The sequence below is a fragment of the Peribacillus muralis genome, from assembly GCF_001645685.2.
GTDB classification, from domain to species: Bacteria; Bacillota; Bacilli; order Bacillales; family DSM-1321; genus Peribacillus; species Peribacillus muralis_A.
In genome coordinates this window covers 3395579-3408483 of record NZ_CP017080.1, presented here as the reverse complement: position 1 = coordinate 3408483, position 12905 = coordinate 3395579, and the positions used below count along the sequence as shown (strand labels likewise).

Below are 12905 nucleotides of genomic sequence, written 5' to 3'. Positions count from 1 at the left end.
AGCTTGAACGTCAGACTAGTAGAGCTGAACGGGTGCGTACCAGTACCCGTTACCAAAACAGAGAATGGCTATAGGCCGTTCGAAGTGCGCATGGAAACTCATGCGAAAAAGGGTGGTACCGTGGAGTGGCTCATCAAGCCTTTTCACCCCTTTAACTTGCAAAGGCAAGTACATTTGGGGTGTGAAGGCTTTTTTGTATGCGCAAAAAGCTGAAAATTCAGATTTTTAAAAGGGTGAGAAAGAGAAGGAGGTCTTTACGAAATGGCACAAAAATCAGTGGTGGCTGATCGGAAAAGCGGCAAGAAGCATTACAGTGGTGCCGAGTTCTTGTTGAATGCATTGAAGAAGGAAAATGTCGATGTCATCTTTGGTTACCCGGGCGGTTCGGTATTGCCGATTTATGACAAGCTCTATAGCTCGGAGCTTTTTCATATTTTGACAAGGCATGAACAAGGCGCCATCCATGCAGCTGAAGGATACGCCAGAATCACCGGCAAGCCGGGGGTGGTCATCGTCACTTCAGGTCCCGGTGCAACGAATATTGTTACCGGTTTGGCGGATGCGATGATTGACTCCTTGCCTCTGGTCGTTATTTCAGGTCAGGTCTCTACAAGTGTGATTGGTTCAGATGCATTCCAGGAGGCAGATGTACTGGGGATCACAACCCCGATTACGAAACATAACTATCAGGTAAGAAAACCGGAAGACCTCCCGCGCATCATAAAAGAAGCCTTTTATATCGCTTCAAGCGGAAGGCCTGGACCTGTATTGATCGATATCCCAAAAGACATGGCGATTGTGGAAGCGGCGTCCTTGGAAACCGAGCCCGAAATGGATCTCCCGGGTTATCAGCCGACAACCCATCCGAATTACCTGCAGATCAGAAAGCTTGTGGAGGCGGTAAGCGGAGCGAAAAGACCGGTCATCCTCGCAGGGGCAGGAGTCCTGCATGCGAAGGCGTCCCATTTATTAAAGGACTATGTCGAGCAGCAAGGCATTCCTGTCGTCCACACCTTATTGGGGCTTGGGGGATTTCCCGCCGATCACCCGCTCTTTATCGGAATGGGCGGTATGCATGGCTGTTTTGCAGCCAATATGGCGTTATCGAAATGTGATCTATTAATTAATATCGGTGCCAGGTTCGATGACCGCTTGACCGGTAATCTGGCCAAGTTCGCACCGCATGCAACAATCGCCCACATCGATATTGATCCAGCTGAAATCGGTAAAAACATCCCGACGAAGATTCCGGTAGTCGGCAGTGCAAAGGAAGCGCTGAAGGAATTGATTGCACAAAACGGCAGGAAGCCTGAAATCGAAGAATGGACGGCGCAGCTGACGAAGTGGAATGAAGAGTTTCCATTGCGGTATGAACAGGAAGAGGGAGTGCTGAAACCGCAGCGGGTCATCCAGATGCTTCATGAAAAAACGAATGGAGAAGCAATTGTCACGACGGATGTCGGACAGCATCAAATGTGGGCAGCGCAATACTATCCATTTAACAAACCGAATTCATGGGTCACCTCGGGGGGGCTGGGGACGATGGGCTTTGGGCTTCCTTCGGCCCTGGGGGCACAACTGGCCGATCCGAAGGCGACGGTGCTTTCGATATCGGGGGATGGGGGATTCCAGATGTGCCTTCAGGAACTTTCGGTCATTGCCGAAAGGAAGCTGCCGATCAAAATCATCATCGTCAACAATGGGGCGCTCGGAATGGTTAGGCAGTGGCAGGAACTCTTTCATGAAAATCGTTTTTCACACAGTATTTTCCAATCGCATCCAGACTTCGTGAAATTGGCTGATGCATATGGAATACCGGGATACAAGGTGACGACGGAGGAAGAAGCAAGCCGCTGCCTCGATGTAGCGTTAGCGACTGATGGCCCAGTGTTGATTGATTTTCGTGTAAAGCAAAATGAAAATGTCTTTCCGATGGTGGCACAAGGAAAAGGGCTTGATGAAATGGAAGGAGTTTAGTAATGAAGGGAATTCTTAGCCTCACAGTGAACAACAGGCCAGGTGTCCTGAATCGGATTACGAACCTGTTCACGAAAAGAAATTATAACATTGAAAGCATGGCTGTCGGACCATCCGAGCAGGAAGGCATTTCAAGAATGACCTTCGTGGTCGATGTTGATGATGAAGCGGTCGTCGAACAAATCACGAAGCAATTGAATAAGCAAATCGAAGTATTGAAAGTGATCGACATTACGAACCAATCCATTGTGGCGAGGGAGCTTGCGCTTATCAAAATAGTGGTGACCACACAGAGCCGGACCGAGATTTATGCATTGATTGAACCGTTTCGAGCATCCGTCATCGATGTCAGCAAAGATAGCCTGACCGTACAAATCACTGGGGAATCCGATAAAATCGGAGCCTTCATTGAACTGATCAAACCATATGGCATCAAGGAATTGGCAAGGACAGGGACAGCTGCCATCCCGCGGGGCATGCAAATGGCACATGCGAAAAGCGCAACCATCGTATAAAACAAAATACTAAAAAACATGAAAAGAAAAGGGAGATGTAATTATTATGGCAAAAGTATATTATAACGCAGAAGCAAACGAGAATTTTTTCAACAATAAAAAGGTAGCAGTAATCGGATATGGATCACAAGGACACGCACACGCACAAAACCTTCGTGACAGCGGCGTTGAAGTGATCATCGGAATCAGAAAAGGAAAATCCTTCGATAAAGCGGTGGAAGACGGATTCAACGTTTACACGGTTAAAGAAGCGGCTGAACAGGCAGATGTAATCATGAACCTGTTGCCGGATGAAACTCAGCCTAAAGTATATCAAGATGAAATCAAACCGGTATTGCGTGCAGGTCAAGCGTTAATGTTCGCGCACGGATTCAATGTCCATTTCAATCAAATCGTTCCTCCGGCAGACGTAGATGTATTATTGGTAGCTCCAAAAGGTCCTGGACATTTAGTTCGCCGTACATATGAACAAGGGGCAGGGGTACCGGCATTGTTTGCCATCCATCAAAATGTAACGGGAGATGCAAGGGAATTGGCTCTTGCGTACGCTAGGGCAATCGGCGCATTAAGAGCGGGCGGATTGGAAACGACATTCCAGGAAGAAACGGAAACGGATTTGTTCGGTGAGCAAGCGGTCCTATGTGGCGGACTGACATCCTTAGTCAAAGCTGGCTTTGAAACCTTGACAGAAGCCGGATATCAGCCGGAAGTCGCCTATTTCGAGTGTTTACATGAACTTAAATTGATCATCGACCTTATGTATGAAGGCGGAATGGAGAACATGCGCTATTCGATCTCCGACACAGCTCAATGGGGAGATTTCGTGTCCGGACCGCGCGTTGTGACGGAAACGACGAAAGAGGCCATGAAAGCGATCTTGAAAGATATCCAGGACGGTGAGTTTGCTAAAGGATGGATCTTGGAAAACCAAGCGAATCGCCCAGTCTTCAATGCCATCAATAATCGTGAAAACCAACATCAGATCGAAGTGGTCGGGCGTGAATTAAGAAATATGATGCCATTCGTCAAACCTCAACAAAAAGAGAAAGAAGTGGTAGCCGTTGCGAAAAATTAATATATTTGAAACGACGCTTCGGGATGGGGAGCAATCGGCTGGAGTCAACTTGAATTTTTCCGAAAAACTTGAAATAGCTTATCAGCTTGAAAGGCTGGGTGTCGATATTATCGAAGCTGGTTTTCCAGCAGCATCAAAAGGAGATTTCAATTCGGTCCAGGAAATCGCGCGCAAAATTAAAAACAGCTCTGTTACAGGGCTGGCGCGTGCGGTGAAAGGGGATATCGATGCAGCTTGGGATTCATTGAAGATGGGCGCGGAACCGAGATTGCACACGTTCATCGCCACTTCCCCGATACATCGTGAATATAAGTTGAAAATGACGAAGCAGCAAGTGATTGAGAAGTCAGTCGAGATGGTCAAATACGGGGCAGCTCGTTTTCCAATCGTCCAGTGGTCCGCAGAAGATGCGAGTCGAACGGAGCTTGACTATTTGGCGGAGATCGTCGAGGCGGTCATACAGGCTGGTGCTAAGGTCATCAATATACCGGATACGGTAGGTTATGCCGCTCCTATCGAATACGGCAACATCTTCCGCTACCTTCGGGAACATGTTCCTTCTATTGATAAGGTAAGTTTATCGGCACACTGCCATGACGACCTTGGAATGGCAACGGCCAATTCATTGGCTGCCATCGAAGGCGGGGCGACACAAGTGGAAGGAACGATCAACGGCATTGGCGAACGTGCCGGAAACGTTGCACTAGAAGAAGTGGCCATGGCGCTGTACATCCGTAAAGATTTCTATCACGCAAAAACGGATCTTGTTTTGAACGAAATCAAAAGGACCAGTGATTTGGTCAGTCGTCTGACAGGCATGCAGGTTCCTGCCAATAAAGCCATAATTGGTGCCAATGCTTACGCCCATGAGTCAGGCATTCATCAGGATGGCATGTTGAAAGAAAAAACGACATACGAAATCATATCGCCTGAACTAGTCGGGGTATCCTCCAACTCACTCGTATTAGGCAAACATTCAGGGCGTCATGCCTTCAAAGAGAGATTGCAAGAATTGAATTTTTCCGTTTCGGATGAGGAAATGAACTCGCTATTCGTTCAATTCAAGGAATTGGCTGATAATAAAAAGACAATGACGGATGAAGATATCGTGGCACTTGTGCTTGAAGAGAAAGCGACGGATATCAGCTTTTATGACTTGGCCTCCTTGCAGATTTCTCACGGTACACATCAGACAGCGACAGCGACGGTAACGTTGAAAAAAGGCGATAACGAAGAAATCCAGGAAGCGGCTACAGGCGCAGGAAGTGTTGAGGCCCTTTATAATACGCTTGAGAGATGCTTGGGGTGCGAAGTGAACTTGCAGGACTACCGAATTCAATCAATAGGCGGCGGAATGGATGCCCTTGCTCAAGTTTTTGTCAAAATTGATTTTGATGGTGTGGAAACGAGCGGCCGCGGCCTTGATCAGGACGTTCTCGAAGCATCCGCCAAAGCATATTTGAACGCTGTGAACCGTGTCATCATCATGAAGGAATTGGAAGAAAAGGCAGTATTACAATAGGAAGGGGAGATTTCGATGAAAAGGAATATTGCGGTGCTTCAAGGAGACGGCATAGGGAAAGAAGTGACAAGAGGCGCTGTGGAAATCCTCGAAGCCGTTGCCCAAAGATACGGACATGAGTTTGACTTTCAATATGGTGATATTGGCGGCGGCGCCATCGATCTTACAGGTTCACCATTGCCAGATGAAACGGTGAAGATTTGTAAAAACAGCGATGCGGTATTATTAGGAGCCGTAGGAGGACCGAAATGGGATGATCAGCCAGCCCATCTTAGGCCTGAACGAGGGTTGCTGAAAATCCGTAAAGACTTGAATCTGTATGCCAACATCCGTCCTATCAGCTACTATTCCAGCTTGTCGGAGTCTTCGCCCCTTAAAAAGGAATTCATTGAAGATGTGGATTTCGTGATCGTCAGGGAACTAACCGGAGGTCTTTATTTTGGAACGCCAAGTGAACGAGTGGAAAGGGATGGCGAAGAAGCGGTCGTCGATACGCTGTTCTATCAGAAAAGTGAAATGAAACGTATTCTTGAACTGGCGTTTGCGTTGGCATCAGATCGGAAGAAAAAGGTGACATCCGTCGATAAAGCGAATGTCCTTGAATCCAGCAGGATGTGGCGTGAAACGGCCGAGGAAGTCTCCAACGATTATCCCGATGTAACGCTTGAACACATGCTTGTGGATAATGCGGCCATGCAGCTGATTAAAAACCCGAAACAATTCGATATTATCGTAACGGAAAATATGTTCGGTGATATTTTAAGTGATGAAGCGTCCGTATTGACCGGCTCGCTTGGTATGCTTCCTTCGGCTTCGATATCTACGCAAGGACCGAATCTTTATGAGCCGATTCATGGCTCTGCACCTGATATTGCGGGTAAAAACCTTGCCAATCCAATCGGGACCATTTTATCAGCGGCGTCGATGCTGCGGTTATCCTTTGGTTTGGAGGATGAGGCACATGCCGTCGAGCAGGCTGTGGAAACGGTGCTTGAATATGGCTTAAGAACAGGCGATATCGCAAATGGCCAACCGGAAATCACCTCTACTTCAGAGATGATTTCCGAAATCAAAGCCAGTCTTTTAGACCAGGAAGCCATTTCCAATATTATGGGTGCTTATGCATAAACGTCTTTCACGGCCTAACCTTAGGCCGTGTTTTTTAAAAAAATACAGAATTTGATCGAGGTGGATACGGATGGGAAAGTCGATAATAGAGAAAATATGGGACCGTCATATTGTGAATGAAGAGGAAGGTAAACCGGATTTATTGTATATAGATCTTCAATATATCCATGAGGTGACCTCGCCGCAAGCATTTGAGGGGTTGAGATTAAAGGGGCGCACCGTCAGGAGGCCTAACCGTACCTTCGCGACGATGGACCATAATGTACCGACCGTCAATCGCTATTTCATCGAGGATGATATTGCCAGGAAGCAGCTAGAAGCACTTGAGCAAAACTGTAAGGAGTTCGGTATCCGCCTTGCTGATTTGGATAGCCCGGAACAAGGGATCGTTCACGTCATCGGTCCGGAATTGGGGCTGACGCAGCCGGGGATGACAATTGTTTGTGGAGACAGTCATACCTCCACTCATGGTGCATTCGGATCGATTGCGTTCGGAATCGGTACAAGTGAGGTCGAGCATGTATTGGCGACGCAAACTTTATGGCAAACAAAACCGAAAACTTTAAAGCTTGAGGTCAATGGGATGCTCGGGCATGGCGTGAAGGCGAAAGACGTCATTTTATATGTCATTTCCAAATTCGGTGTCGATTTTGGTACGGGCCACATCATTGAATATTGTGGGGAAGTTTTCCGGGATATGTCCATGGAAGAGCGAATGACCGTATGCAATATGTCCATAGAAGGGGGAGCGAGAGCAGGTCTGGTCGCTCCGGATGAAACGACTTTTTCTTATTTGAATGGTCGTAAATATGTGCCGAAAGGGGAGGAGTTCGAGCGTTGTGTTCAGGATTGGAAATCACTGGCCAGTGATGACGATGCTGTGTATGACCAAGAAATCTTTCTCGATGGCAGCCTTATTCCACCAATGGTAAGCTGGGGCACGAACCCTGGAATGGCTAGTGGTGTAGACGGAAAGGTGCCGACCTTTGCCGAGGATGTCATCGATTCCAAGGAATTGAATCGAGCACTTGAGTATATGGGCCTGGAGGAAGGCATGGCCATCACGGATATTCCCGTTCAGCATGTTTTCATTGGGTCTTGTACGAATTCCCGGATCGAGGATTTGCGACAAGCTGCAGAAATGATAGAAGGCCAGGAGGTTCATAAAGGGGTTCGGGCGATGGTCGTCCCCGGTTCGCAAAGTGTCAAGAGGCAAGCCGAAGATGAAGGGCTGGATGAAGTCTTTAAATCGGCAGGCTTTGAGTGGCGTGAGTCGGGCTGCAGCATGTGTCTGAGCATGAATCCTGATGCCGTGCCATCCGGTGAGCATTGTGCTTCCACCAGTAACCGAAACTTTGAAGGCCGGCAGGGGGCAGGAGCAAGAACACACTTGGTTAGTCCTGCCATGGCTGCTGCCGCGGCCATTCATGGGAAATTTGTCGATATCAGAAATTTTCAGCGGACTGAACAAGTCCACTGATAGGAATAAAACTGGAGGTGCAAAATGGAACCAATCACTTTATATAAAGGAAGAGCGGCGGTGCTCGACCGTAAAAACGTGGATACCGATCAAATCATCCCAAAGCAGTTTTTGAAACGGATCGAGCGTAGCGGGTTCGGGGAATTTTTATTTTATAACTGGCGTTTCGATGAAACCGGGAAAGAACGTCCAGAGTTCGAATTGAATCAACCCGATAATCAAAACAAATCCATTTTAATAGCAGGTGAAAATTTTGGCTGTGGTTCCTCGCGCGAGCACGCTCCATGGTCATTGAAAGACTACGGCTTCGATATCATCGTTGCCCCGTCCTTTGCTGATATTTTCAAAAGTAATTGCATGAAAAACGGCATGGTCCCGATTGCCCTGACACCTGATGAAGTTAAGCGTTTGATGGAGGGAGCATCAGCACCTGATTACGAGTTGACGATCGATCTTCCCAATCAAACCTTGAAGGATGACCAAGGTTTCGAAGCAAGCTTTGAAATTCATCCATATTGGAAGGAAATGCTTGTGAAAGGATGGGATGAAATTTCCATCACCCTTCAATATGACAAAGAGATTTCCGCTTATGAATCACGAACGAAGGTTTCCATTTAATAGTAGAAGGATGATATCCCGTTCTCTTTTCCACTGTGGAAAGAAGCGGGATTTTTTATGGATTGGGCCCGGGGAAATCAGGACATAGGGGATAAGTAGCCGATTGAATTTTTGTGTTTCCTTCCATTCCATGCTAAACTGTTTCTCAAAAAGTGAACGGTGAGGCGGAAAATAGGATGGATAATGAGAAAAACCGAAATAAGGCTGGAGAATCCAGGATTATCGCCTTTCCAAATCTCGGTGAAAGGCTGAAGGCAAAAGGCCTGGATGAGCTGGAAAACAGAAACTTCAAAGCTGCTGCACAGCTCTTCAGTCAAGCGAGGGAGTATGAACCTGAAGATGATGAGGTTTGTATGGGGCTTGTTGTCTCACTTGTTGAATTGGAGTTTTATGAGGAGTCGAAAGAGTTGTGTATAGAGATGCTGAATAAAGGCATCGGTGACTATTTTCAACTGATCAATATCCATTTGATGGTCCTGCTGCAATTAGGCGAGCATCAGGAAATGGTCACGACGATCGAACTGCTATTTGATGAGAACCAGATTCCGTTCGATAAAGAGGAACAATTCGAAAAGATGCTTCAGTTCAGTAAACGGGCAATTGAAGATAAAAAAGAAGAAGAAGATAGGCAAAATGAGCAAATTTCCGCCGAGTTACAAGAGGATGGGCTTTTTGAAGGAAAGACGGATAGTGAAATGTTCTTGGTCATTTCCAAAATAACGCATATCAATATCCGACCGTTTATTCCTCAAATCGAGCAATTTCTTCAAAGCGATGAAGGGCACCCCTTCTTTAAAACGATGCTCCTGAATATTTTGACCGAACAGGAATACAACGAAGAAGTGTCAATTATAAAATTCGATGAATGGAAAGCTATCCTACCGACGGAATTGAAGAGTATGAAGGAAACGGACTTCTATAAGACGATCACCAGCCTGACGGAAGAAAAAATCAGTCAGGATAATCCAAGCTTATTTGAAATGGTGCATAGTTTAATCGAACGGCATTCGTTCTTGTTGTACCCTTTCGAACCGGAGGGGGAAAGCATCCCTTCCTGGGCGGGGGCTTACCATGCCTTAGCGGAGGAATACATGGCTGGCGAAGTTTCCGTGGGGAACATAGCGGGTTTTTATCACGCAAAAGAGGAAACCATGGCTGATATTCTGTCCTATTTAAAAGAACTTGAGGAAATTTCTTATCCCATTATTTAACCTATTGCTGTTGTAACAGATTCAACCTGTGGTATAATGTAGTGGTTGTAATGTATAATTCGTCTAATTTTGACGAAATCCCAAGTTTTTTTTGGGTATATTTGAAGGATGACTTGTTAACACTTGCAAAGCATATTCATCCAATGCTTATTATTGAAGTATATAGATTTTTTGGAGGGAAACACATGTCTGTAAAATGGGAAAAACAAGAAGGTAATCAAGGTGTACTAACAATCGAAGTTGACGCTGCAAAAGTGAACGAAGGTTTAGACGCAGCTTTCAAAAAAGTAGTGAAACAAGTAAACGTACCTGGCTTCCGTAAAGGTAAAATGCCACGTCAAATGTTCGAAAAAAAATTCGGCGTAGAATCACTTTACCAAGATGCGCTTGATATCATTCTTCCGGATGCTTACGCAAATGCTGTCGAAGAAGCTGGAATTCAGCCTGTAGACCGTCCAGAAATCGACATCGAAAAAATGGAAAAAGGCGAAAACCTAATTTTCACTGCAACTGTAACAGTTAAGCCGGAAGTTAAATTAGGAGATTACAAAGGTGTTGAAGTTGAAAAGTTCAACACTGAAGTAACGGACGAAGATGTTGACAACGAACTGAAAACTCTACAAGAACGTCAAGCTGAGCTAGTCGTGAAAGAAGAAGGACAAGTTGCCGAAGGCGATACAGTTGTTCTTGACTTTGAAGGATTCGTTGATGGTGAAGCATTCGAAGGCGGAGCAAGCGAAAACCATTCATTGGAAATCGGTTCTAATTCTTTCATCCCAGGATTCGAAGAGCAACTTGTCGGTCTTGAAACTGGCGCTGAAAAAGATATCGAGGTTACTTTCCCTGAAGAATACCATGCTGCTGAACTTGCAGGAAAACCAGCTGTATTCAAAGTGAAAATCCACGAAATCAAAACAAAGCAACTTCCTGAGTTGGATGATGAGTTCGCGAAAGACGTTGACGACGAAGTGGAAACGTTGGCTGAACTGAAAGAAAAAACAAAACATAAATTAGAGCATGACAAAAAACACGAAGAAGAAAACTTCATTCAAAACACTGTAATTGGCAAAGCTGTTGAAGGTGCAGAAATGGACGTTCCTGAAGCTATGGTTTCCAACGAAGTGGACCGCATGATGAATGAATTCTCTCAACGCATTCAATCTCAAGGTCTTAATCTAGAACTTTACTACCAATTCTCAGGTCAAGACGAAGAGGCTTTGAAAGCGCAAATGAAAGAAGAAGCTGAAGGACAAGTTCGTACGAGCTTAACTCTTGAAGCAATCGCCGAAACTGAAAAGCTTGAAGCGACTGATGAAGATGTAGAAGCTGAGCTTGGACAAATGGCTACAATGTACAATATGGAAATCGATGCGATCAAACAAGCTCTTGGAAACTTAGAAGGTATCAAAGGCGATCTTAAAATTAAGAAAGCGATTGACTTCTTGGTAGAAAACAGCAAAACAGTTGACGCTAAATAATTTTTATAAGTAGGGGATTTTAATAGTTCCTTTTTTAAAAAAACAAGGCGCGAGTAATCGTGCCTTGTTTTATACATATTGAGAATTAGTGGAAATTTTAAATATCGGTTATTTCCTGATTGATTTTTTTTGGATTTCGGTGTAGATTAGTTCTAATACCGCATATACATATTTATACAGCGAATCCTAATTTTAAAAATCAAAAGTTTTGGGCATACTGGTAAAGGGCAAATACATATTGATTGATCATTGTACTTATTCAACAACTCGACACGTGAGCATTTTTGTTACTAAACTTCCAAGAACATGTTAAAATGCAAAACATACTAGGGATTTTGGAATGCTTAAGTAGATGTGTGCCTAGTTTTTTTTCAATTAAGATTGGGTACCGCTATGTAATAGAGTTGGAAGAGTATTAAAAGGGGTGAACGTACATGTTTAAATTTAATGATGAAAAAGGACAATTGAAATGTTCTTTTTGCGGAAAAACACAAGAACAAGTCCGTAAACTGGTTGCTGGTCCAGGTGTATATATTTGTGACGAGTGTATCGAGCTTTGTACGGAAATCGTCGAGGAAGAACTTGGTACCGATGAAGAAGTCGAATTCAGAGATGTACCTAAACCTATGGAAATCCGTGAAATTCTTGATGAATACGTGATTGGACAAGAACAGGCGAAGAAATCTTTGGCTGTTGCCGTTTACAATCATTATAAGCGCATCAATTCCAATAGCAAAGTCGACGATGTCGAGCTTTCTAAAAGTAACATTGCCCTAATCGGACCGACAGGAAGCGGGAAAACCCTTCTTGCGCAAACACTGGCCCGACTATTGAATGTTCCTTTTGCCATTGCTGATGCGACTTCATTGACGGAAGCTGGATACGTAGGGGAAGATGTCGAGAATATCCTCCTTAAATTGATCCAAGCAGCCGATTATGATGTGGAAAAAGCGGAAAAAGGAATCATTTATATTGATGAAATCGATAAAGTTGCCCGTAAATCGGAAAATCCATCGATTACACGTGACGTATCTGGAGAAGGCGTGCAACAAGCCTTGTTAAAAATTCTTGAAGGAACGGTTGCAAGCGTTCCGCCTCAAGGTGGGCGTAAGCATCCGCATCAGGAATTCATCCAAATCGATACGACCAATATCCTGTTCATCTGTGGCGGTGCATTCGATGGCATCGAACCGATCATCAAACGCCGTCTTGGCCAAAAGGTCATTGGCTTTGGCTCTGATGTGAAAAAGGATGATATTGCCGAAAAAGAATTGCTTTCCAAAGTGCTTCCTGAAGACTTGCTTCGTTTCGGATTGATTCCGGAATTCATCGGACGGCTGCCAGTAATTGCAACTCTTGAGCAATTGGATGAAGCGGCTTTGATTGAAATCCTGACACAACCGAAAAATGCTCTTGTTAAACAATATCAAAAATTACTTGAGCTTGATGATGTTGAATTGGAATTCGAACCGGAAGCGTTGAGTGAAATTGCCAAAAAAGCGATTGAACGTAAAACGGGTGCCCGTGGATTGCGTTCCATCATTGAAGGTATCATTCTTGAAGTGATGTTCGATCTTCCTTCACGTGATGATGTTGCAAAATGTGTAATCACAGGCAACACCATTTCCAAAAATGAATCTCCCAAGCTTGTCCTTAAAGATGGCACAACCATCAAGGGACAAGAAAAGAAAACATCTGCTTAATCGAAAAAATAAGACGGCCAGTACATAAGGGCAGTCTCCAAGTATAGACAAAAGGGTTTCGGAGTGATCTCATTCCGAAACCCTTTTTTTGCAAATTGCACGCTTGATTTTATCCTCTTGTCCGATGTTTCGGTGGCTAGGCGCGGTAGAAGAACTGTTTAAACAAGTTAAGACCCAAAATGTAGCTCATCATTTTCC

General features: G+C 44.9%; 10 protein-coding genes and 1 other annotated feature (1 of these 11 cut by a window edge). All 10 genes read left to right on the top strand.

Features of this window, described 5'->3' with window-relative positions; all coding sequences use genetic code 11:
* Window positions 1-154: a binding site (T-box leader), on the top strand; it begins 106 nt to the left of the window's first position.
* A gap of 107 nt (window positions 155-261) precedes the next feature.
* The 10 genes from ilvB (at window position 262) to clpX (ending at window position 12707) form a co-directional block, all read left to right on the top strand.
* Window positions 262-1977 carry an acetolactate synthase large subunit gene (gene ilvB / locus ABE28_RS16545; RefSeq protein WP_064465907.1) on the top strand — a complete coding sequence of 572 codons (1716 nt, stop codon included), beginning with the start codon at window positions 262-264 and terminating at the stop codon, window positions 1975-1977.
* 2 nt (window positions 1978-1979) lie between these two features.
* Window positions 1980-2492: an acetolactate synthase small subunit gene (ilvN, locus tag ABE28_RS16540; RefSeq protein ID WP_064465906.1), complete on the top strand. Its 513-nt coding sequence runs from the start codon at window positions 1980-1982 to the stop codon at window positions 2490-2492.
* 46 nt (window positions 2493-2538) lie between these two features.
* Window positions 2539-3567, top strand: coding sequence for a ketol-acid reductoisomerase (gene ilvC, locus ABE28_RS16535; protein ID WP_064465905.1), 1029 nt, complete (start codon window positions 2539-2541; stop codon window positions 3565-3567).
* Window positions 3554-5089: a 2-isopropylmalate synthase gene (locus tag ABE28_RS16530; RefSeq protein ID WP_064465904.1), complete on the top strand. Its 1536-nt coding sequence runs from the start codon at window positions 3554-3556 to the stop codon at window positions 5087-5089. The genes ilvC and ABE28_RS16530 overlap by 14 nt, the downstream gene beginning before the upstream one ends.
* A gap of 15 nt (window positions 5090-5104) precedes the next feature.
* Complete coding sequence (gene leuB, locus ABE28_RS16525; RefSeq protein WP_064465903.1) at window positions 5105-6217, top strand: 3-isopropylmalate dehydrogenase; 1113 nt, start codon at window positions 5105-5107, stop codon at window positions 6215-6217.
* A 70-nt stretch (window positions 6218-6287) separates the two neighbouring features.
* The gene (gene leuC, locus ABE28_RS16520) at window positions 6288-7697 is read left to right on the top strand and encodes a 3-isopropylmalate dehydratase large subunit (protein WP_064465902.1); all 1410 of its coding nucleotides are present in this window, start codon (window positions 6288-6290) and stop codon (window positions 7695-7697) included.
* 24 nt (window positions 7698-7721) lie between these two features.
* Window positions 7722-8315, top strand: coding sequence for a 3-isopropylmalate dehydratase small subunit (gene leuD / locus ABE28_RS16515; protein ID WP_064465901.1), 594 nt, complete (start codon window positions 7722-7724; stop codon window positions 8313-8315).
* Between the two features lie 176 nt (window positions 8316-8491).
* Window positions 8492-9526, top strand: coding sequence for a tetratricopeptide repeat protein (locus ABE28_RS16510; RefSeq protein ID WP_064465900.1), 1035 nt, complete (start codon window positions 8492-8494; stop codon window positions 9524-9526).
* Between the two features lie 185 nt (window positions 9527-9711).
* On the top strand, window positions 9712-11004 hold the full coding sequence (gene tig / locus ABE28_RS16505) for a trigger factor (RefSeq protein WP_064465899.1): 1293 nt from the start codon (window positions 9712-9714) through the stop codon (window positions 11002-11004).
* Window positions 11005-11438: 434 nt separating this feature from the next.
* Window positions 11439-12707 (top strand): ATP-dependent protease ATP-binding subunit ClpX, encoded by a 1269-nt coding sequence (gene clpX, locus ABE28_RS16500; protein ID WP_061143503.1) that lies wholly within the window; start codon window positions 11439-11441, stop codon window positions 12705-12707.
* Window positions 12708-12905: the final 198 nt, after the last annotated feature.

What these genes read in the sequence shown, in the direction of transcription:
- ilvB (WP_064465907.1), top strand. Translation starts at nt 262, where the DNA reads ATGGCACAAAAATCAGTGGTGGCTGATCGGAAAAGCGGCAAGAAGCAT.
- ilvN (WP_064465906.1), top strand. Translation starts at nt 1,980, where the DNA reads ATGAAGGGAATTCTTAGCCTCACAGTGAACAACAGGCCAGGTGTCCTG.
- ilvC (WP_064465905.1), top strand. Translation starts at nt 2,539, where the DNA reads ATGGCAAAAGTATATTATAACGCAGAAGCAAACGAGAATTTTTTCAAC.
- leuB (WP_064465903.1), top strand. Translation starts at nt 5,105, where the DNA reads ATGAAAAGGAATATTGCGGTGCTTCAAGGAGACGGCATAGGGAAAGAA.
- leuC (WP_064465902.1), top strand. Translation starts at nt 6,288, where the DNA reads ATGGGAAAGTCGATAATAGAGAAAATATGGGACCGTCATATTGTGAAT.
- leuD (WP_064465901.1), top strand. Translation starts at nt 7,722, where the DNA reads ATGGAACCAATCACTTTATATAAAGGAAGAGCGGCGGTGCTCGACCGT.
- ABE28_RS16510 (WP_064465900.1), top strand. Translation starts at nt 8,492, where the DNA reads ATGGATAATGAGAAAAACCGAAATAAGGCTGGAGAATCCAGGATTATC.
- tig (WP_064465899.1), top strand. Translation starts at nt 9,712, where the DNA reads ATGTCTGTAAAATGGGAAAAACAAGAAGGTAATCAAGGTGTACTAACA.
- clpX (WP_061143503.1), top strand. Translation starts at nt 11,439, where the DNA reads ATGTTTAAATTTAATGATGAAAAAGGACAATTGAAATGTTCTTTTTGC.